Source organism: Streptomyces sp. JN8 (assembly GCF_055808075.1).
The window spans coordinates 6,693,861-6,714,699 of sequence record NZ_CM147852.1; the positions used below are offsets into that span (position 1 = coordinate 6,693,861).

Here is a 20,839-nt window from a genome sequence, read left to right on the forward strand (position 1 = left end):
CGTGACCGAAACCCTGATCTGGACCGTCGTCGCGCTGATCCTCGTCGGCGTCTACCTCAGCTGGACCGCCGGCCGGCTCGACCGGCTGCACTCCCGCATCGACGCCGCCCGCGCAGCCCTGGACGCGCAGTTGCTGCGCCGGGCCTCGGTCACCCAGGAACTGGCCACCTCCGGCGTCCTCGATCCGGCCGCCTCGATCGTGCTGTACGAGGCCGCGCACGCCGCGCGGCAGGCCGAGGAGGACCACCGGGAGGTCGCCGAGAGCGAGCTGAGCCAGGCCCTGCGGGTGGTGTTCGGCGAGCCCGAGCAGGTGGAGCTCGTACGGGAGGCCCCGGGCGGGGTGGAGGCCGCGGAGGAGCTGGCGGCGTCCGTCCGCCGGGTGCCGATGGCCCGCCGCTTCCACAACGACGCCGTCCGCGCCGCGCGCGCCCTGCGGCGCCACCGCACAGTCCGCTGGCTCCGGCTCGCGGGCCACGCGCCCTTCCCGCTGGCCTTCGAAATGGACGACGAAGCGCCGGTGGCCCTTGCCGACCGCCCGGCCTGACGCTCTCAGCCTGCGAAAACGATCCACCGGGTCCACATTGGCCCTTGCTGTGGACTGCAGGTGGACTGTTTCCTCGACCTAGTCGTCAACCCCCGTTGTCACGAGTGAGGTCCCCGTGTCCACCACGCCTTCCGTTTCCCCCCAGTCCCCCGAGACCGGCACCGCCCGTGTGAAGCGCGGCATGGCCGAGCAGCTCAAGGGCGGCGTGATCATGGACGTCGTCAACGCCGAGCAGGCGAAGATCGCCGAGGACGCCGGCGCCGTGGCCGTCATGGCCCTGGAGCGGGTCCCCGCGGACATCCGCAAGGACGGCGGCGTGGCCCGCATGTCCGACCCGAACATGATCGAGGAGATCATCGGCGCGGTCTCCATCCCCGTGATGGCCAAGTCCCGCATCGGCCACTTCGTCGAGGCCCAGGTCCTGCAGTCCCTCGGCGTCGACTACATCGACGAGTCCGAGGTCCTCACCCCGGCCGACGAGGTCAACCACTCCGACAAGTGGGCCTTCACGACCCCCTTCGTCTGCGGTGCCACCAACCTGGGCGAGGCCCTGCGCCGCATCGCCGAGGGCGCGGCCATGATCCGCTCCAAGGGCGAGGCCGGCACCGGCAACGTCGTCGAGGCCGTCCGCCACCTGCGCCAGATCAAGAACGAGATCGCCAAGCTGCGCGGCTTCGACAACAACGAGCTCTTCGCCGCCGCCAAGGACCTGCGCGCCCCGTACGAGCTGGTCAAGGAGGTCGCCGAGCTCGGCAAGCTCCCGGTCGTGCTGTTCTCCGCCGGTGGTGTCGCCACCCCCGCCGACGCCGCGCTCATGCGCCAGCTCGGCGCCGAGGGCGTCTTCGTCGGCTCCGGCATCTTCAAGTCCGGCGACCCGGCCAAGCGCGCCGCCGCCATCGTGAAGGCCACCACCTTCTACGACGACCCGAAGATCATCGCGGACGCCTCCCGCAACCTGGGCGAGGCCATGGTCGGCATCAACTGCGACACCCTCCCCGAGTCCGAGCGCTACGCCAACCGCGGCTGGTAACCACTGATGAGCACACCCGTGATCGGTGTCCTGGCACTCCAGGGCGACGTACGGGAGCACCTGATCGCCCTGGCCGCGGCTGACGCCGTGGCCAGGCCGGTCCGGCGCCCCGAAGAGCTGGCCGAGATCGACGGTCTGGTCATCCCCGGCGGGGAGTCCACCACCATCTCCAAGCTGGCCGAGCTGTTCGGCATGGCGGAGCCGCTGCGCGAGCGCATCGCCGCCGGCCTGCCGGTCTACGGCACCTGCGCCGGTCTGATCATGCTCGCCGAGAAGATCCTCGACCCGCGCTCGGGCCAGGAGACCTTCGGCGGCATCGACATGATCGTCCGCCGCAACGCCTTCGGGCGGCAGAACGAGTCCTTCGAGGCCGGCGTCACCGTCGCGGGCATCGAGGACGGCCCCGTCGAGGGCGTCTTCATCCGGGCCCCCTGGGTGGAGTCCGTCGGCGCCGAGGTCGAGGTGCTCGCCGAGCACGACGGCCACATCGTGGCCGTACGGCAGGGCCGGGTGCTCGCCACCTCGTTCCACCCCGAGCTCACCGGGGATCACCGCATTCACGCCCTGTTCGTCGACATGGTGCGCGCGGCACGCTGATCCGATCCCGGTAGGATCTCTGGGGTTCGTTCAGAAATGGGTTACGCGAAGGAGACAGGCAGATGTCCGGCCACTCTAAATGGGCTACGACGAAGCACAAGAAGGCCGTGATCGACGCCAAGCGCGGCAAGCTCTTCGCGAAGCTGATCAAGAACATCGAGGTCGCGGCCCGCACGGGCGGCGCCGACCTGGACGGCAACCCGACGCTGTTCGACGCCGTCCAGAAGGCGAAGAAGCAGTCGGTCCCGAACAAGAACATCGACTCCGCGCTCAAGCGCGGCGCGGGTCTCGAGGCCGGCGGCGCCGACTACGAGACGATCATGTACGAGGGCTACGGTCCGAACGGTGTCGCGGTGCTCATCGAGTGCCTCACCGACAACCGCAACCGCGCCGCCTCCGACGTGCGCGTGGCCATGACCCGCAACGGCGGCTCGATGGCCGACCCGGGCTCGGTCTCGTACCTGTTCAACCGCAAGGGCGTCATCGTGCTCCCCAAGGGCGAGCTGTCCGAGGACGACGTCCTGGAGTCGGTGCTGGAGGCCGGCGCCGAGGAGGTCAACGACCTCGGCGAGTCCTTCGAGATCATCAGCGAGGCCACCGACCTGGTCGCGGTCCGCACCGCGCTCCAGGAGGCCGGCATCGACTACGACTCGGCCGAGTCCAGCTTCGTCCCGACCATGCAGGTCGAGCTCGACGAAGAGGGCGCGCGCAAGATCTTCAAGCTGATCGACGCGCTGGAGGACAGCGACGACGTGCAGAACGTCTTCGCCAACTTCGACGTCAGCGACGAGGTCATGGCGAAGGTCGACGCCTGATCGGGGCCGCCGAGCGAGGCGGCCGCACAGCGGGCCGACGGGGACACGCCCCCGTCGGCCCGCTGTCGTTCGTACGGCGTTGTCGGTGGCAGCCGATAGCCTGCACAAACAGGTGAGCGAGAAGGGGGCGCGGCGTGCGTGTTCTCGGGGTGGACCCGGGCCTGACCCGGTGCGGCGTCGGCGTCGTCGAGGGGGTGGCCGGACGTCCCCTCACCATGCTCGACGTGGGGGTGGTGCGGACCGCCGCGGACGACGACATCGGGCTGCGCCTGGTGGGCATCGAGCGCGGCATCGAGGAGTGGCTCGACCGCTTCTCGCCCGAACTCGTCGCGGTGGAGCGGGTGTTCAGCCAGCACAACGTGCGTACGGTGATGGGCACCGCCCAGGCCAGCGCCGTCGCCATGCTCTGCGCCTCCCGCCGCGGCATCCCCGTCGCCCTGCACACCCCCAGCGAGGTCAAGGCCGCCGTCACCGGCAGCGGGCGCGCCGACAAGGCCCAGGTCGGCGCCATGGTGACCCGGCTGCTCCGGCTCTCCGCGCCGCCCAAGCCGGCCGACGCCGCCGACGCCCTCGCCCTCGCCATCTGCCACATCTGGCGCGCCCCCGCCCAGAACCGTCTCCAGCAGGCCGTCGCCGAGAACCGCCTCCAGCAGGCGGTCGCCCGGCAGGCGGCCGCAGTGAAAGGCCGAACCCGATGATCGCCTTCGTCAGCGGCCCGGTCGCCGCGCTCGCCCCCACCACGGCCGTCATCGAGGTCGGCGGCGTGGGCATGGCCGTCCAGTGCACCCCGGGCACGCTCGCGGCACTCCGGATCGGCGAGGACGCCCGGCTCGCCACCTCCCTCGTCGTACGGGAGGACTCCCTCACCCTGTACGGCTTCGCCGACGACGACGAGCGACAGGTCTTCGAGCTCCTCCAGACCGCCAGCGGCGTCGGCCCCCGCCTCGCCCAGGCCATGCTCGGGGTGCACAGCCCCGACGCCCTGCGCGTCGCCGTCTCCACCGGCGACGAGAAGGCCCTCACCGCCGTCCCCGGCATCGGCAAGAAGGGCGCGCAGAAACTCCTCCTCGAACTGAAGGACAAGCTCGGCGCCCCGCTCGGCAGCAGCGGCATGGTCGGCGCGCAGCGGGCCGCGGCCGCCGGCCCGGCGCCGTGGACGGAGCAGCTGGCCGCCGCCCTCATCGGCCTCGGCTACGCCTCCCGCGAGGCGGAGGAGGCGGTGGCGGCGGTGACGCCGCAGGCGGAGGAGGCCCTCGCAGCGGGCGGCTCGGCGCCGGTGCCGCAGCTGCTGCGGGCGGCCCTGCAGTCCCTGAACCGCGCCCGCTGACGGGACCGGCCGCGCGGGGCGGGGGAGCCGCCCCGCCGGGACCGCCGCCCCGCCGCACAGACCACCGCACCACCACCGAGAAGGCAGAACATCCGTGAACTGGGACGACGAGACCACCGGCGACGACGAGGCGCGCATCGTCGGGGCATCGGCCGAGGGGGACGACCAGGCCGTCGAGGCGGCCCTGCGGCCCAAGGACCTCAGCGAGTTCGTCGGCCAGGAGAAGGTCCGCCAGCAGCTCGACCTGGTGCTCAAGGCCGCCCGCCAGCGCGGTGCCACCGCCGACCACGTGCTGCTCTCCGGCGCCCCCGGCCTCGGCAAGACCACCCTGTCGATGATCATCGCCGCCGAGATGAACGCCCCGATCCGCATCACCTCGGGCCCCGCCATCCAGCACGCCGGCGACCTCGCCGCGATCCTCTCCTCCCTCCAGGAGGGCGAGATCCTCTTCCTCGACGAGATCCACCGGATGTCCCGGCCCGCCGAGGAGATGCTCTACATGGCGATGGAGGACTTCCGTGTCGACGTCATCGTCGGCAAGGGCCCCGGCGCCACCGCCATCCCGCTCGAACTCCCGCCGTTCACCCTGGTCGGCGCCACCACCCGGGCCGGACTCCTGCCGCCGCCGCTGCGCGACCGCTTCGGCTTCACCGGCCACATGGAGTTCTACGAACCGGCCGAGCTCCAGCGGGTCGTCCACCGCTCCGCCGGACTCCTCGACGTCGAGATCGACCCGGCCGGGGCCGCCGAGATCGCCGGCCGCTCCCGCGGAACCCCCCGCATCGCCAACCGGCTGCTCCGCCGCGTCCGCGACTACGCCCAGGTCAAGGCGGACGGCGCCATCACCCGGCAGATCGCCGAGGCCGCCCTCAGCGTCTACGAGGTCGACGGCCGTGGCCTCGACCGGCTCGACCGGGCCGTCTTGGAGGCCCTGCTCAAGCTCTTCGGCGGTGGCCCGGTCGGTCTCTCGACCCTCGCCGTCGCGGTGGGGGAGGAGCGCGAGACCGTAGAGGAGGTCGCCGAACCCTTCCTCGTACGGGAGGGTCTGCTGGCCCGTACGCCCCGTGGCCGGGTCGCCACTCCCGCGGCATGGGCGCACCTCGGACTGGCTCCACCGCAGGCAGCGGGCCCGGGAATCCCCGGGAGCGCTCCGGGAAAGGGACAACAGGGGCTCTTCGGGGCGTGACGGTGCTGACACTCGCCCGGACAGGAACCGGGGTGCGATGCTGGACGTTGTTCAGTCGATGCGGACTCGCCTAGACTCCGCCGTTGCCGCCCTTTCTGGTCGGCGCGCCCACCCCCGAAGATCAGGCCGCGGGTTCTCCGCGACCGTGCGAAGGAAACCCGTCCCGTGAGCATCGTGACCCTCCTCCCCTTCATCGTCCTCATCGGGGCCATGTTCCTGATGACCCGCTCCGCCAAGAAGAAGCAGCAGGCGGCGGCGCAGATGCGCGACGAGATGCAGCCCGGCACCGGCGTACGGACGATCGGGGGGATGTACGCCACCGTCAAGGAGATCGGCGACGAGACCGTCCTCCTCGAGGTCGCGCCCGGCGTGCACGCCGTCTACGCGAAGAACGCGATCGGCGCCGTCCTCCAGGACTCCGAGTACAACCGCATCGTCCACGGTGACGACGAGGACGCGGACACCGGCACCGTCGTGCCGGACGACGCGTCGTCGCTGACCGGGACCGTCGAGGACGCGGAGACCGTCGAGGACGCGCCGAAGGCCGATCTGACGAAGAAGTCGGACGTCGCCGACGCCGCGGAGGGCCAGAAGGACGGCAAGGCCGACGGCGAGACCGACGCGAAGTAGTCGCGGCCGAGGACACCGCGCGCGCCCACCGGCGTGCGCGGTTCTCGGAACGGTTCCACGTCTGCGGGGGAAGGTCCCCACACACACTTCGTGGCCGTCCCGCGCACACCCGGCGCGGGACGGTTGGACAGGGAGATACGACAGGTGGCAGCACCGAAGAAGGGCCGAAGGCCGGCGGGGGGACAGAGTCGGCCGGGCCGCGCCCTGGCACTCATCCTGATCGCCATGGTCGCGCTCACCGGCGGCATGTTCTGGTCGGGGCACACCACCCCGCGCCTGGGCATCGACCTCGCCGGCGGTACGTCGATCACGCTCAAGGCCAAGGCTGAGCCCGGCCTGGAGTCGGCGGTCAACGAGACCAACATGAACACCGCCGTCGGCATCATCGAGCGCCGGGTCAACGGTCTCGGTGTCTCCGAGGCCGAGGTCCAGACGCAGGGCAAAGAGAACATCATCGTCAACATCCCTCGCGGGACGAACGAGAAGCAGGCCCGGGAGCAGGTCGGTACCACCGCCCAGCTCTACTTCCGGCCCGTTCTCGCGGTGACGAACGGCGGACCCGCCCCGGCGCCCACCGCCGGCTCCTCCGGTTCTCCCTCCGCCACGCCGAAGCCTTCCTCCTCCGCCTCCGGCTCGACCGTGGGCGAGAAGCCGGCCACCCCGTCGGCCACCGGCTCCGCCCAGGGCCGCGCGCTCACCGAGGCCCTCAAGGCCCCGAGCCCCACCCCCACGCCGACCGGCGGCGCCTCCGGGACGCCGAAGGCCGGCGAGACCCCGAAGGCCAGTGGAACCCCGTCGGCGACCCCGACGCCGGACGCCGCCACCGCGGCGCTCCAGGAGAAGTACACCTCCCTGAACTGCCTCGACCCCAAGCAGCGCACCTCCGCCGGCCAGGGCGTCAAGCCCAGCGAGCCGACCGTCGCCTGCGGCGAGGACGCCCCCGGCGTCTGGTCGAAGTACCTCCTCGGCCCGGCCGAGGTCGAGGGCCGCGACGTCGACGACGCCAAGGGCCAGCTCGACCAGCAGCGCGGCATGTGGATCGTCACCATGGACTTCACGGACGCCGGTTCGAAGAAGTTCCAGGCGATCACCGGCAAGCTCTCCTCGCAGGCCGACCCGCAGAACCGCTTCGCGATCGTCCTGGACGGCGAGGTCGTCTCGGCCCCGTCCGTGCGCCAGACGCTGAGCGCCAGTGCCGAGATCTCCGGCAACTTCAACCAGCAGTCGGCCCAGGACCTCGGCAACATCCTGTCGTACGGTGCCCTGCCGCTGACCTTCGAGACGCAGAGCGTCGACACGGTCACCGCCGCGCTCGGCGGCGAGCAGCTGGAGGCCGGTCTGATCGCCGGCGCCATCGGCCTCGGTCTGGTCATCATCTACCTGGTCGCCTACTACCGCGGCCTGTCGCTGATCGCCATCCTGAGCCTCGGCGTCTCCGCACTGCTCACCTACGTGATCATGGCCCTGCTCGGCCCGGCCATCGGCTTCGCGCTGAACCTGCCGGCCGTCTGCGGCGCCATCGTCGCCATCGGCATCACCGCGGACTCGTTCATCGTGTACTTCGAGCGCATCCGCGACGAGCTCCGCGAGGGCCGCACGCTCCGCCCGGCCGTCGAGCGCGCCTGGCCGCGCGCCCGCCGCACCATCCTGGTCTCCGACTTCGTGTCGTTCCTGGCCGCGGCGGTGCTCTTCATCGTCACCGTCGGCAAGGTCCAGGGCTTCGCGTTCACGCTCGGCCTGACCACGCTGCTCGACGTCGTCGTGGTGTTCCTCTTCACCAAGCCGGTCATGACGCTCCTCGCGCGGACCAAGTTCTTCGGCGACGGCCACGCCTGGTCCGGACTGGACCCGAAGCGGCTCGGCGCCAAGCCGCCGCTGCGCCGCACCCGCCGTGCCAATGCCTCTGCCGCTGGCCCTGTCGACCCGAAGGAGGCGTGAGATGTCGAAGCTCGGCGATCTCGGCGCCCGGCTCCACCGTGGTGAGGTCGGCTACGACTTCATCGGCAACCGCAAGATCTGGTATGGCCTGTCCATCCTGATCACCATCACCGCCATCGTCGCCCTGGCCGTCCGCGGCCTCAACATGGGCATCGAGTTCCAGGGCGGCGCCGTCTTCACGACCCCGAAGTCGGACGTCACCGTCAGCCAGGCCCAGGAGTACGCGGAAGAGGCCTCCGGCCACGACGCGATCGTCCAGCAGCTCGGCAACGGCACCCTCCGCATCCAGGTCGGCGGCCTCGACACCGCGCAGTCCGACAAGGTCCGCACGGAGCTCGCCAAGGACCTGAACGTCGCCGAGGACAAGATCGCGGCGGAGCTGGTCGGTCCCAGCTGGGGCGAGCAGATCGCCACCAAGGCCTGGACCGGCCTGGGGGTCTTCATGATCCTCGTGGTGATCTACCTGGCCATCGCCTTCGAGTGGAGAATGGCGGTCGCGGCGCTCATCGCGCTGATCCACGACCTCACGATCACGGTCGGCATCTACTCGCTGGTGGGCTTCGAGGTCACCGTCGGCACGGTCATCGGTCTGCTGACGATCCTCGGTTATTCGCTGTACGACACAGTCGTCGTCTTCGACTCCCTCAAGGAGCAGACGAAGGACATCACGAAGCAGACCCGCTTCACGTACAGCGAGCTGGCCAACCGCTCGATCAACGGCACCCTCGTCCGTTCCATCAACACCACCGTCGTCGCGCTGCTGCCGGTCGCCGGCCTGCTCTTCATCGGTGGCGGCGTCCTCGGCGCCGGCATGCTGAACGACATCTCGCTGTCGCTGTTCGTCGGCCTCGCGGCCGGTGCGTACTCCTCGATCTTCATCGCCACCCCGCTGGTCGCCGACCTCAAGGAGCGCGACCCGGCGATCAAGGCCCTGAAGAAGCGCGTCCTCGCGAAGCGGGCCGGTGCGGCCGCCAAGGGAGAGGCGTACGACGGAGCGGACGACCGCGCCGACGACACCGAGATCGCCGTCGTCGGCCCGCGGGCGAGCCGTCGCGGCCGCTCCACGGAGCAGCGAGGATGACCGCCGAGGCCCAGGACGTCACCGGCCTCCTGCTCAGCCGCATCCGCGACGTACCGGACTACCCGAAGCCCGGCGTGCTGTTCAAGGACATCACGCCGCTGCTCGCGGACCCCGAGGCGTTCACGGCCCTCACCGACGCCCTCGCCGGGCTGTGCTCCGCGCACGGCGCGACGAAGATCGTCGGCCTGGAGGCGCGCGGCTTCATCCTGGCCGCCCCGGTGGCCGTCCGCGCGGGCCTGGGCTTCGTCCCGGTCCGCAAGGCCGGCAAGCTCCCCGGGGCCACGCTCCGCCAGGCGTACGAGCTGGAGTACGGCACCGCCGAGATCGAGGTGCACGCCGAGGACCTGGCCGCGGGCGACCGCGTCATGGTCATCGACGACGTCCTCGCCACCGGCGGCACGGCCGAGGCCTCCGTCGAGCTCATCCGCCGCGCGGGCGCCGAGGTGGCGGGCGTCGCGGTCCTGATGGAGCTCGGCTTCCTGCCGGGCCGGGCCCGGCTGGAGCCGGCCCTGAACGGCGCCCCGCTCACGGCGCTGATCACCGTCTGACATCGGGCTCCACCCCGCACGGGGCGCTCCGGGGAATCCCCGGGGCGCCCCGCCGGTTTTCCCGAGTGCCCAGGTCCGCGGACCGCCGGGGTCCGGCGCACCCCCGCCGGACCCGTCCGCGCCCCGGCCGCGTGAGCAGCGCGTGTCCGGGCTCGATACCATGGCCTTTCCGGGCCTGACCGGGGGACCCGGTGCCTCCCCCAGACTCCGTCCGGGGGGACCCCAGAGGAGCGCTCTTGCCAGACGAGGCCCAGTCACTCTCCGCCGCGCAGCCCGACCCGAAGGCCGAGAAGGCCGCGCCCGGGACCGGCACGCCCCAGAACAAGCCCGCGGAGACCGGGCCCCCGCCTGCCGCGTCGCAGGCTCCCAAGGCCCCGGCCCCCGAGGCCCCGGCCCCCACGCGCCCCGCCCCGGCGGCGCCCGCGCGCTCGGGCGGCTCGTCCAACCGCGTCCGCGCCCGCCTCGCCCGCCTCGGCGTCCAGCGCTCCTCCCCGTACAACCCGGTGCTCGAACCGCTGCTGCGGATCGTCCGCTCCAACGACCCCAAGATCGAGACGGCGACGCTCCGCCAGGTCGAGCGGGCGTACCAGGTCGCCGAGCGCTGGCACCGCGGCCAGAAGCGCAAGAGCGGCGACCCGTACATCACGCACCCGCTCGCCGTGACCACCATCCTCGCCGAGCTCGGCATGGACCCGGCGACCCTGATGGCCGGCCTGCTCCACGACACCGTCGAGGACACCGAGTACGGCCTGGACACCCTGCGCCGCGACTTCGGCGACCAGGTCGCGCTGCTCGTCGACGGCGTCACCAAGCTCGACAAGGTCAAGTTCGGCGAGGCCGCCCAGGCCGAGACCGTCCGCAAGATGGTCGTCGCCATGGCCAAGGACCCGCGCGTCCTGGTCATCAAGCTCGCCGACCGCCTGCACAACATGCGCACCATGCGCTACCTCAAGCGGGAGAAGCAGGAGAAGAAGGCCCGCGAGACCCTCGAGATCTACGCGCCGCTGGCCCACCGGCTGGGCATGAACACCATCAAGTGGGAGCTGGAGGACCTCGCCTTCGCGATCCTCTACCCCAAGATGTACGACGAGATCGTCCGGCTCGTCGCCGAGCGCGCCCCGAAGCGGGACGAGTACCTCGCGATAGTGACCGACGAGGTCCAGACCGACCTGCGTGCCGCCCGCATCAAGGCCACCGTCACCGGCCGCCCCAAGCACTACTACAGCGTCTACCAGAAGATGATCGTCCGCGGTCGCGACTTCGCGGAGATCTACGACCTGGTGGGCATCCGCGTCCTGGTCGACACGGTGCGCGACTGCTACGCCGCCCTCGGCACCGTCCACGCGCGATGGAACCCGGTCCCCGGCCGGTTCAAGGACTACATCGCGATGCCGAAGTTCAACATGTACCAGTCGCTGCACACGACGGTCATCGGACCCAACGGCAAGCCCGTCGAGCTGCAGATCCGCACCTTCGACATGCACCGCCGCGCCGAGTACGGCATCGCGGCGCACTGGAAGTACAAGCAGGAGGCCGTCGCCGGCGCCTCCAAGGTCCGTGCCGACGTCCCCAGGAAGGGCGGCAAGGACGACCACCTCAACGACATGGCGTGGCTGCGCCAGCTGCTCGACTGGCAGAAGGAGACCGAGGACCCCAGCGAGTTCCTGGAGTCCCTGCGCTTCGACCTCTCGCGCAACGAGGTCTTCGTCTTCACGCCCAAGGGCGACGTCATCGCGCTGCCCGCCGGCGCCACCCCCGTCGACTTCTCGTACGCCGTCCACACCGAGGTCGGCCACCGCACCATAGGAGCGCGGGTCAACGGACGGCTCGTGCCGCTCGAATCGACCCTCGACAACGGCGACCTGGTCGAGGTCTTCACCTCCAAGGCAGCCGGCGCCGGGCCCTCGCGCGACTGGCTGGGCTTCGTCAAGTCCCCGCGCGCCCGGAACAAGATCCGCGCCTGGTTCTCCAAGGAGCGCCGCGACGAGGCCATCGAGCAGGGCAAGGACGCCATCGCGCGGGCCATGCGCAAGCAGAACCTGCCGATCCAGCGGATCCTCACCGGCGACTCCCTCGTCACCCTCGCCCACGAGATGCGGTACACCGACATCTCCTCGCTGTACGCGGCGATCGGCGAGGGCCACGTCACCGCCCAGTCCATCGTGCAGAAGCTGGTCCAGGCGCTCGGCGGCGAGGAGGCCGCCACCGAGGACATCGAGGAGGTCGCCCCGCCGGCCCGCGGCCGCTCCAAGCGCCGCTCCAGCGCCGACCCGGGTGTCGTCGTCAAGGGCGTCGAGGACGTCTGGGTGAAGCTGGCCCGCTGCTGCACGCCCGTGCCCGGCGACCCGATCATCGGCTTCGTCACCCGCGGCAGCGGCGTGTCGGTCCACCGCAGCGACTGCGTCAACGTGGAGTCCCTCTCCCGGGAGCCGGAGCGGATCCTGGAGGTCGAGTGGGCGCCCACCCAGTCCTCCGTCTTCCTCGTCGCCATCCAGGTCGAGGCGCTGGACCGGTCGCGGCTGCTCTCGGACGTCACCCGGGTCCTCTCGGACCAGCACGTCAACATCCTGTCCGCGGCCGTCCAGACCTCCCGCGACCGGGTGGCCACCTCGCGCTTCACCTTCGAGATGGGCGACCCCAAGCACCTGGGTCACGTCCTGAAGGCCGTGCGGGGCGTGGAGGGCGTCTACGACGTGTACCGCGTGACCTCGGCCCGCAGGCCGTAGCCGGCGGTACGGAGGACACGAGGAAGGCCCCCCGGCGCACGGCCGGGGGGCCTTCCTCGTACGGGGCGGCCGATCAGCCGCCGAACTCCTCCAGGCCCTTCATGGCCTGGTCGAGCAGGGCCTGGCGGCCCTCCAGCTCGCGGGCGAGCTTGTCGGCCTTGGCGTCGTTGCCGGCGGCACGGGCCGCGTCGATCTGCTTGCGGAGCTTCTCGACGGCGTCCTGGAGCTGGCCGGTCAGACCCGCGGCACGCGCGCGTGCCTCCGGGTTCGTCCGGCGCCACTCGCTCTCCTCGGCCTCCTGGATGGCCCGCTCCACCGTGTGCATCCGGCCCTCGACCTTGGGACGGGCGTCACGCGGGACGTGGCCGACGGCCTCCCACCGCTCGTTGAGGGAGCGGAAGGCGGCACGCGCCGCCTTCAGGTCCGACACCGGCAGCAGCTTCTCGGCCTCGGTCGCGAGCTCCTCCTTGAGCTTGAGGTTCTCGGTCTGCTCCGCGTCCCGCTCGGCGAAGACCTCGCTGCGCGCCGCGAAGAAGACGTCCTGGGCGCCGCGGAAGCGGTTCCACAGGTCGTCCTCGTGCTCGCGCTGGGCGCGGCCGGCGGCCTTCCACTCGGTCATCAGGTCGCGGTACCGGGCCGCCGTGGCGCCCCAGTCGGTGGAGTTCGACAGCGACTCCGCCTCGGCGACCAGACGCTCCTTGGCCTTGCGGGCGTCCTCGCGCTGGGCGTCCAGCGAGGCGAAGTGGGCCTTGCGGCGCTTCGAGAACGCCGAGCGGGCGTGCGAGAAGCGGTGCCACAGCTCGTCGTCGGACTTGCGGTCGAGCCGGGGAAGGCCCTTCCAGGTGTCCACGAGCGCCCGCAGCCGCTCGCCCGCGGAGCGCCACTGCTCGCTCTGGGCCAGCTCCTCGGCCTCGGTGACGAGCTTCTCCTTGGCGGAGCGCGCCTCGTCGGTCTGCTTGGCCTTCTGGGCCTTGCGCTCCTCGCGGCGCGAGTCGACCGTCTCGACGAGCTTGTCGAGACGGGTCGCGAGCGCGGCGAGGTCGCCGACGGCGTGGTGCTCGTCGATCTGCTGCCGGATGTGCTCGATCGCCGCGGTGGCGTCCTTCGCCGAGAGGTCGGTGGTCTTCACCCGCTTCTCGAGGAGGCCGATCTCGACCACCAGGCCCTCGTACTTGCGCTCGAAGTAGGCCAGGGCCTCCTCAGGGGTGCCGGCCTGCCACGATCCGACGACCTTCTCGCCCTCGGCCGTCCGCACGTACACGGTGCCCGTCTCGTCGACGCGGCCCCACGGGTCGCTGCTCACAGCGCCTCCTCACCATGATGCCGTCGGGGGGTGGTACCCCCCGGGCATCGTCCACAGTTTCCCGGCGGGCCTCGCCCGCCTTCCGCAGCGCGGCCGACGGCACAACGCTGCACAACGCCAATCTAGGCGAACCGCGGCCCGGCTGTCCGCACTCAGCGCGACCGAGATTCGCGGTGACGCGCGCGTGCGGACCCCGGCTCACTTCTTCGCGACGGTCGCCTTCTCGATGGTGACGGCCTTCTTCGGGGCGCCGTCGCCGGCGCCGCCCGCGACACCGGCCGCGGCGACGTCCTCGACCACCTGGAGGCCGGCCGGGTCGATCTTCCCGAAGGGCGTGTAGCTGGGCGGCAGCTTGGTGTCCTTGTAGACGAGGAAGAACTGCGAGCCGCCGCTGCCCGGCTGCCCGGTGTTCGCCATCGCCACGGTGCCCGCGGGGTAGGTGACCGAGCCGTCCGCGCCCGCCTTGCCCAGGGCGTCCAGGTTCTCGTCCGGGATGGTGTAGCCCGGACCGCCGGTGCCGTCGCCCTTGGGGTCGCCGCACTGGAGCACGAAGATCCCGCTGGTGGTGAGGCGGTGGCACTTCGTCCCGTCGAAGTACTTCTTCCCGGCGAGGTGCGAGAAGGAGTTCACCGTGCGCGGGGTCTTCGCCGCGTCCATGGTGATCGTGATGTCGCCCTCGTTCGTCTTGAGCGCCATGGCGTACGTGGCCTCGGCGTCCACCGACATCTTCGGCTCGGCGCTCGCCGACTCGCTCCGGGAGGGCGTCGGGTCGGCGGAGGAGCTGCTCGCCGGCTTCTCGGGGTTCGCGTTGTCCTTGGTGTCGTCGCCCGTCAGCTTGACGGACGCGTACACCGCGCCGCCCGCCGCGAGGACCACCGCGAGGGAGGCCGCGACGACGGTGTTGCGGCGCTTCGCCCTGAGCCGCGCCTCCTCCCGCCGCTGCTGCTGCCGCGCGTACTTCTCCCTGGCAAGCTGCCGCCGCCGCTGATCGCTGGTGACCACCGGTTCCGCTCCTGTCGCTCGTCTGTTCCTGTCCTGGCCGGGTGTGCCCGTACCGTATACGGGTTGGCTGTGGAACCGGCACCGCCGGTAGGCTCTGATCTGCCGCATTCCGTGTTCTCCGCGAATCCCGCGGCCCCTGCCGGACGACATCTAAGGACGAACGTGCTGATTGCCGGGTTCCCCGCCGGGGCCTGGGGGACCAACTGCTACGTGGTCGCCCCCGCCGCGGGCGAGGAGTGCGTGATCATCGACCCGGGCCACCAGGCCGCCCAGGGTGTCGAGGAGACGCTGCGCAAGCATCGGCTCAAGCCCGTCGCCGTCGTCCTCACCCACGGACACATCGACCACGTCGCCTCCGTCGTCCCGGTGTGCGGCGCCCATGACGTCCCCGCGTGGATCCACCCGTCCGACCGCTACATGATGAGCGACCCGGAGAAGGCCCTCGGCCGCTCCATCGGGATGCCCCTCATGGGCGAGCTGACCGTGGGAGAGCCCAACGACGTGCGGGAGCTGGCGGACGGCGCCGAGCTGAAGCTCGCCGGTCTGGACTTCTCCGTCGCCCATGCGCCCGGTCATACCAAGGGGTCGGTGACCTTCAGGATGCCGGAGACCACGGAGATCCCCTCCGTGTTCTTCTCCGGGGACCTGCTGTTCGCCGGCTCCGTCGGACGCACCGACCTGCCCGGCGGTGACATGGACGAGATGCTCGCTTCGCTGGCGCGTGTGTGCCTGCCGCTCGACAACTCGACCGTGGTGCTGTCGGGACACGGTCCCCAGACGACCATCGGCCAGGAGCGCGCCACGAACCCCTATCTGCGGGACGTGGCCGCGAGCCGCCATGGGAGCGGCAGCACGGACGCTCCCCGACGAGGAATGTGACCAGACTTTCGTGAGCACCTTTCAGGCCCCCAAGGGCACGTACGACCTGATCCCGCCCCGCTCCGCCACCTTCCTGGCGGTCCGGGACGCGATCTCCACGCCGCTGAGGAACTCCGGCTACGGCTACATCGAGACGCCCGGCTTCGAGAACGTCGAGCTGTTCTCCCGCGGTGTCGGCGAGTCCACCGACATCGTGACCAAGGAGATGTACACCCTCACCACGAAGGGCAACGACCACCTCGCCCTCCGTCCGGAGGGCACCGCGTCCGTGCTGCGCGCGGCGCTCCAGGCCAACCTGCACAAGCAGGGCAACCTCCCCGTGAAGCTCTGGTACTCCGGCTCGTACTACCGCTACGAGCGGGCCCAGGCGGGCCGCTACCGCCACTTCTCGCAGGTCGGCGCCGAGGCCATCGGCGCCGAGGACCCGGCCCTCGACGCCGAGCTGATCATCCTGGCCGACCAGGCGTACCGCTCCCTGGGCCTGCGCGACTTCCGCATCCTGCTGAACTCGCTCGGCGACAAGGAGTGCCGCCCCGTCTACCGCGAGGCGCTCCAGGGCTTCCTGCGCGGGCTCGACCTCGACGAGGAGACCCTGCGCCGCGCCGAGATCAACCCGCTGCGGGTCCTCGACGACAAGCGCGAGTCCGTCCAGAAGCAGCTCGTCGGTGCCCCGCTGCTCGGCGACTACCTCTGCGACGCGTGCAAGGCGTACCACGAGGAGGTGCGCGCCCTGGTCACCGCGGCGGGCGTGGAGTTCGAGGACGACCCCAAGCTGGTGCGCGGCCTGGACTACTACACCCGGACGACCTTCGAGTTCGTCCACGGCGGTCTCGGCTCGCAGTCGGCGGTCGGCGGCGGCGGCCGCTACGACGGCCTCTCCGAGATGATCGGCGGCCCCGCGCTGCCGTCCGTCGGCTGGGCCCTCGGGGTGGACCGCACGGTCCTCGCCCTGGAGGCCGAGGGCATCGAGCTCGACCTCCCCGCCGTCACCAGCGTCTTCGCGGTGGCCATCGGCGAGGAGGCCCGCCGGATCCTCTTCGGCAAGGTCACCGAGCTGCGCCGGGAGGGCGTCTCCGCGGACTTCTCCTTCGGCGGCAAGGGCCTCAAGGGCGCGATGAAGGACGCCAACCGCTCGGGCGCCCGCCTCGCCGTCGTGGCCGGCGAGCGCGACCTGGCCGAGGGCGTCGTCCAGCTCAAGGACATGGAGTCCGGCGAGCAGCAGGCGGTCGCCGTGGACGCGCTGCTCGACGCGGTACGGGCCAAGCTGGCCTGACGGACCGTTCGACGGCGGGGGCCGGGACCACGCGCACGCGTGGTCCCGGCCCCCGCCGCTTCCCGTCCTTACGTCCCGCTCACTTATCTCCCGCGAACGGTGGGCGCCCCGCCCCGTACGGCAGAATGACCCCTGCCCACAAGGCCCGCGAGCGAGGGAAAAGGCGACATGACGAAGGCAGCGGTGGACGAGGCCGCGTCCGACCGGCAGGACGACGGCACGATCGGGGCGAGCAGGGCCTTCGCCTGGATGCTCGTGATCACCGGAGCGGCCGGACTGCTCGCCGCCTGGGTCATCACCATCGACAAGTTCAAGCTGCTGGAGGACCCCGACTTCGTCCCCGGGTGCAGCCTCAACCCGATCGTCTCCTGCGGCAACATCATGAAGAGCGAGCAGGCCTCGGTCTTCGGCTTCCCCAACCCGATGCTCGGCCTCGTCACCTACGCGATGGTGATCGCGATCGGCGTCGCGCTGCTCGCCGGGGCCCGCCACCGCCGCTGGTACTGGCTCGGTCTCAACGCCGGCACCCTCTTCGGCGTCGGCTTCTGCACCTGGCTCATGTACCAGTCGCTGTACGAGATCAACTCGCTCTGCCTGTGGTGCTGCCTGGCCTGGGCCGCCACCATCGTCATGTTCTGGTACGTGACCTCGCACAACGTGCGCAGCGGTGTCATCCCCGCCCCCCGCGGCCTCCGGACCTTCTTCGACGAGTTCACCTGGGTCCTGCCCGTCCTGCACATCGGGATCATCGGCATGCTGATCCTGACCCGCTGGTGGGACTTCTGGATCAGCTGACCGCCCGCCGGGCCCCGGCCGGCGGGGACGGCGCTGTCGGTGGCGTGTCCTAGGCTTCATGACGTGGAGCCCGACCTCTTTACCGCAGCAGCCGAAGACCGCCAGGAGAAGGACCCCGCCGGCAGCCCGCTGGCCGTCCGGATGCGCCCGCGCACCCTGGACGAGGTGGTGGGCCAGAAGCACCTGCTCAAGCCCGGGTCGCCCCTGCGCCGGCTCGTCGGCGACGGCGACGGCGGTCCCGCCGGGGCCTCCTCGGTGATCCTCTGGGGCCCGCCCGGCATCGGCAAGACCACCCTGGCGTACGTGGTCTCCAAGGCGACGAACAAGCGGTTCGTGGAGCTGTCGGCGATCACCGCGGGCGTCAAGGAGGTCCGCGCCGTCATCGAGGGGGCCCGGCGCGCGGTCGGCGGCTACGGCAAGGAGACCGTCCTCTTCCTCGACGAGATCCACCGCTTCTCCAAGGCCCAGCAGGACTCGCTGCTGCCCGCCGTCGAGAACCGCTGGGTGACGCTCATCGCCGCCACCACCGAGAACCCGTACTTCTCGGTGATCTCCCCGCTGCTCTCCCGCTCCCTGCTCCTGACCCTGGAGCCGCTGACCGACGAGGACCTGCGCGGGCTGATGGCCCGGGCGCTCACCGGCGAGCGCGGACTCGGCGGCGCCGTGACCCTCCCGGAGGACGCCGAGGCCCACCTCCTGCGGGTCGCCGGCGGCGACGCCCGGCGCGCCCTGACCGCCCTGGAGGCGGCGGCCGGCGCCGCCATCGCCAAGGGCGAGCCGGAGATCACCCTGGAGACCGTCGAGGAGACCGTCGACCGCGCCGCGGTGACGTACGACCGGGACGGCGACCAGCACTACGACGTCGCCAGCGCCCTCATCAAGTCGATCCGCGGCTCGGACGTGGACGCGGCCCTGCACTACCTGGCGCGGATGATCGAGGCGGGGGAGGACCCGCGCTTCATCGCCCGCCGTCTCATGATCTCCGCGAGCGAGGACATCGGACTGGCCGATCCGAACGCACTGCCGATCGCGGTCGCCGCCGCCCAGGCCGTCGCGATGATCGGCTTCCCCGAGGCCGCCCTCACCCTGAGCCACGCGACGATCGCCCTGGCCCTGGCCCCCAAGTCGAACGCGGCGACCACCGCGATCGGCGCCGCCCTCGCGGACGTCCGCAACGGCCTCGCGGGAGCGGTCCCGCCGCACCTGCGCGACGGGCACTACAAGGGCGCGGCCAAGCTCGGCCACGCCCAGGGCTACGTCTACCCCCACGACGTCCCGGGCGGCATCGCGGCCCAGCAGTACGCGCCGGACACGATCCACGGCAGGCAGTACTACGAACCCACCCGCTACGGAGCGGAGGCGCGGTACGCGGACGTGGTGGACCGGGTGCGGTCGCGGCTCAAGGGCGGCGAGTGAGGGACGCCGGCCCGCCGACGACCGGTCCCCGCCCGGTGCGCTGCGCCGCCCCCGGCGCCCCGTCCGTCTGGCCTCGCCCCATGATGCGTACAGCGGGCCTCCTGCTCCTGGCCCTCACCGCCGCGGCCTGCGCACCCGGCGGTGGCGCGCGCACCGCACCGCCCTCCGTCCCCGCCGTGCCCCTGGCGAGTCCCGGCTTCCCGCCCACCGCGGCCCGGGCGCGGACGCTGCTCGCCGGCCTCCGGGTCGCCCGCGGCGAGAACGGGCAGACGTACGAGCGCGCGAAGTTCGGGGACGGCTGGTCGGACGAGACCGACGCACCCGGTGGGCGCAACGGCTGCGACACCCGGGACGACGTGCTGCGCAGGGACCTCGACGAGGTCCGCCTCGGCGACCGGAACCCCTGCGTCGTCCTCTCCGGCGTCCTGCACGACCCGTACACGGGCAAGGAGCTGCCCTACTCGTACCGCAGGGCGTCCCAGATCCAGACCGACCACGTCGTCGCGCTCGGGGCGGCCTGGCGCGCGGGCGCCTGGGCGTGGACGCCCGGGCGGCGGCTGGCCTACGCCAACGACCTGGACGTGCTGCTCGCCACCGACAAGCAGACCAACCAGGACAAGAGCAGCAGGACCCCGGACACCTGGCGTCCGCCGCGGAGCGCGTACGGGTGCGAGTACGGCAGGCGCTGGACCGGGATCAAGGCGAAGTACGGGCTCACGGTCTCCGCGCCGGAGAAGAAGGCCGTCGAGGAGCTGCTCGCCGGCTGCGGATGAGGCCGCCGGACCGCGTGCGAGCGGGTCCCGCGGAGCGGGTACACTGGTCCGGATCGCTGCGTCCCGTGTCCGGCTCCGGTCGGCACCACCAGAACGGGACAGTCAGCCGGAGACCCGCCCCTCGGGTGGGTTTCCAGGAGCGTCGCGCACCTTCGAAGGTGTCGCGTGCCACCCACCACCACCCGGGATCCCGGAAGCGGCGGTGGGTCGTTCGCGTGCTGCACGTACGTGCCCAGACCTGGGAGCGGCTGCCCGGCACGGTCCGTCCTGGACGGACCCGACGGGTTTCCCGGGCTGCGGATGCGACCTCCCCTAACCCTGGTGAAGCCGTTTCGTACCAGTAGAGAGGTTGGTTCATGCCGAACCAGTCCCGTCCCAAGGTCAAGAAGTCGCGTGCCCTCGGCATCGCGCTGACCCCCAAGGCCGTCAAGTACTTCGAGGCCCGCCCCTACCCGCCGGGCGAGCACGGCCGCGGCCGCAAGCAGAACTCGGACTACAAGGTCCGTCTGCTCGAGAAGCAGCGTCTGCGCGCCCAGTACGACATCAGCGAGCGCCAGATGGCCCGCGCGTACGACCGCGCCAAGAAGGCCGAGGGCAAGACGGGCGAGGCGCTGGTCGTCGAGCTCGAGCGTCGCCTCGACGCCCTGGTCCTGCGTTCGGGCATCGCCCGCACCATCTACCAGGCCCGTCAGATGGTCGTCCACGGCCACATCCAGGTCAACGGTGGCAAGGTCGACAAGCCGTCGTTCCGCGTCCGTCCCGACGACGTCGTGATGGTCCGCGAGCGCAGCCGCACCAAGCCGCTGTTCGAGGTCGCCCGTGAGGGTGGCTTCGCCGCCGACGGTGAGACCCCGCGCTACCTGCAGGTCAACCTGAAGGCCCTGGCCTTCCGCCTCGACCGCGACCCGAACCGCAAGGAGATCCCGGTCATCTGCGACGAGCAGCTGGTCGTCGAGTACTACGCCCGCTGATCCTG

20 protein-coding genes are annotated in these 20,839 nt (G+C 71.4%); 18 read left to right on the forward strand and 2 right to left on the reverse strand.

Annotated features, from left to right (window positions below; all coding sequences use genetic code 11):
• Nucleotide 1: 1 nt before the first annotated feature.
• From ACY0MR_RS29585 to ACY0MR_RS29640, 12 genes are all read left to right on the forward strand, one after another.
• Nucleotides 2–544: a hypothetical protein gene (locus ACY0MR_RS29585; protein WP_361846488.1), complete on the forward strand. Its 543-nt coding sequence runs from the start codon at nt 2–4 to the stop codon at nt 542–544.
• A 115-nt stretch (nt 545–659) separates the two neighbouring features.
• Nucleotides 660–1,574, forward strand: a complete 915-nt coding sequence (gene pdxS / locus ACY0MR_RS29590; RefSeq protein WP_209493853.1) for a pyridoxal 5'-phosphate synthase lyase subunit PdxS — start codon at nt 660–662, stop codon at nt 1,572–1,574.
• Nucleotides 1,575–1,580: 6 nt separating this feature from the next.
• Nucleotides 1,581–2,171 (forward strand): pyridoxal 5'-phosphate synthase glutaminase subunit PdxT, encoded by a 591-nt coding sequence (gene pdxT / locus ACY0MR_RS29595; RefSeq protein ID WP_361846486.1) that lies wholly within the window; start codon nt 1,581–1,583, stop codon nt 2,169–2,171.
• A gap of 62 nt (nt 2,172–2,233) precedes the next feature.
• Nucleotides 2,234–2,986, forward strand: a complete 753-nt coding sequence (locus ACY0MR_RS29600) for a YebC/PmpR family DNA-binding transcriptional regulator (protein ID WP_361846484.1) — start codon at nt 2,234–2,236, stop codon at nt 2,984–2,986.
• Between the two features lie 134 nt (nt 2,987–3,120).
• A complete protein-coding gene (ruvC, locus tag ACY0MR_RS29605) occupies nt 3,121–3,684 on the forward strand; it encodes a crossover junction endodeoxyribonuclease RuvC (protein WP_473556315.1) in 564 nt (187 codons plus the stop codon).
• Complete coding sequence (gene ruvA / locus ACY0MR_RS29610; RefSeq protein ID WP_361846480.1) at nt 3,681–4,313, forward strand: Holliday junction branch migration protein RuvA; 633 nt, start codon at nt 3,681–3,683, stop codon at nt 4,311–4,313. The genes ruvC and ruvA overlap by 4 nt, the downstream gene beginning before the upstream one ends.
• A 94-nt stretch (nt 4,314–4,407) precedes the next feature.
• On the forward strand, nt 4,408–5,499 hold the full coding sequence (ruvB, locus tag ACY0MR_RS29615; protein ID WP_361846479.1) for a Holliday junction branch migration DNA helicase RuvB: 1,092 nt from the start codon (nt 4,408–4,410) through the stop codon (nt 5,497–5,499).
• A gap of 165 nt (nt 5,500–5,664) precedes the next feature.
• Nucleotides 5,665–6,129: a preprotein translocase subunit YajC gene (yajC, locus tag ACY0MR_RS29620; RefSeq protein ID WP_404084348.1), complete on the forward strand. Its 465-nt coding sequence runs from the start codon at nt 5,665–5,667 to the stop codon at nt 6,127–6,129.
• 144 nt (nt 6,130–6,273) lie between these two features.
• Nucleotides 6,274–8,067, forward strand: a complete 1,794-nt coding sequence (gene secD / locus ACY0MR_RS29625) for a protein translocase subunit SecD (protein ID WP_473556319.1) — start codon at nt 6,274–6,276, stop codon at nt 8,065–8,067.
• A gap of 1 nt (nt 8,068) precedes the next feature.
• Nucleotides 8,069–9,148, forward strand: a complete 1,080-nt coding sequence (gene secF / locus ACY0MR_RS29630; protein WP_388806460.1) for a protein translocase subunit SecF — start codon at nt 8,069–8,071, stop codon at nt 9,146–9,148.
• Complete coding sequence (locus ACY0MR_RS29635; RefSeq protein WP_361846472.1) at nt 9,145–9,696, forward strand: adenine phosphoribosyltransferase; 552 nt, start codon at nt 9,145–9,147, stop codon at nt 9,694–9,696. Before secF ends, ACY0MR_RS29635 begins: the two co-directional genes overlap by 4 nt.
• A 236-nt stretch (nt 9,697–9,932) precedes the next feature.
• Nucleotides 9,933–12,422 carry a RelA/SpoT family protein gene (locus ACY0MR_RS29640; RefSeq protein WP_388806458.1) on the forward strand — a complete coding sequence of 830 codons (2,490 nt, stop codon included), beginning with the start codon at nt 9,933–9,935 and terminating at the stop codon, nt 12,420–12,422.
• Between the two features lie 73 nt (nt 12,423–12,495).
• Here ACY0MR_RS29640 and ACY0MR_RS29645 read toward each other — a convergent pair whose 3' ends face one another.
• The gene (locus ACY0MR_RS29645) at nt 12,496–13,725 is read right to left on the reverse strand and encodes a DUF349 domain-containing protein (protein WP_388806456.1); all 1,230 of its coding nucleotides are present in this window, start codon (nt 13,723–13,725) and stop codon (nt 12,496–12,498) included.
• Between the two features lie 198 nt (nt 13,726–13,923).
• The gene (locus ACY0MR_RS29650; protein ID WP_388806454.1) at nt 13,924–14,727 is read right to left on the reverse strand and encodes a peptidylprolyl isomerase; all 804 of its coding nucleotides are present in this window, start codon (nt 14,725–14,727) and stop codon (nt 13,924–13,926) included.
• A gap of 162 nt (nt 14,728–14,889) precedes the next feature.
• On the opposite strand from ACY0MR_RS29650, the gene ACY0MR_RS29655 reads away from it, so the two are divergent.
• The 6 genes from ACY0MR_RS29655 (at nt 14,890) to rpsD (ending at nt 20,834) form a co-directional block, all read left to right on the forward strand.
• A complete protein-coding gene (locus tag ACY0MR_RS29655; RefSeq protein ID WP_473556322.1) occupies nt 14,890–15,606 on the forward strand; it encodes an MBL fold metallo-hydrolase in 717 nt (238 codons plus the stop codon).
• Nucleotides 15,607–15,616: 10 nt separating this feature from the next.
• Nucleotides 15,617–16,879, forward strand: a complete 1,263-nt coding sequence (gene hisS, locus ACY0MR_RS29660; RefSeq protein WP_361852402.1) for a histidine--tRNA ligase — start codon at nt 15,617–15,619, stop codon at nt 16,877–16,879.
• Nucleotides 16,880–17,047: 168 nt separating this feature from the next.
• The gene (locus ACY0MR_RS29665; RefSeq protein WP_404084339.1) at nt 17,048–17,674 is read left to right on the forward strand and encodes a vitamin K epoxide reductase family protein; all 627 of its coding nucleotides are present in this window, start codon (nt 17,048–17,050) and stop codon (nt 17,672–17,674) included.
• A 63-nt stretch (nt 17,675–17,737) separates the two neighbouring features.
• Entirely contained in the window at nt 17,738–19,090 is a 1,353-nt protein-coding gene (locus ACY0MR_RS29670; protein ID WP_388806449.1) for a replication-associated recombination protein A, read from the forward strand.
• Between the two features lie 80 nt (nt 19,091–19,170).
• Entirely contained in the window at nt 19,171–19,863 is a 693-nt protein-coding gene (locus tag ACY0MR_RS29675; RefSeq protein ID WP_473556325.1) for an HNH endonuclease family protein, read from the forward strand.
• A gap of 356 nt (nt 19,864–20,219) precedes the next feature.
• Nucleotides 20,220–20,834 carry a 30S ribosomal protein S4 gene (gene rpsD / locus ACY0MR_RS29680; protein WP_024758279.1) on the forward strand — a complete coding sequence of 205 codons (615 nt, stop codon included), beginning with the start codon at nt 20,220–20,222 and terminating at the stop codon, nt 20,832–20,834.
• The last annotated feature ends 5 nt before the right edge of the window (nt 20,835–20,839 follow it).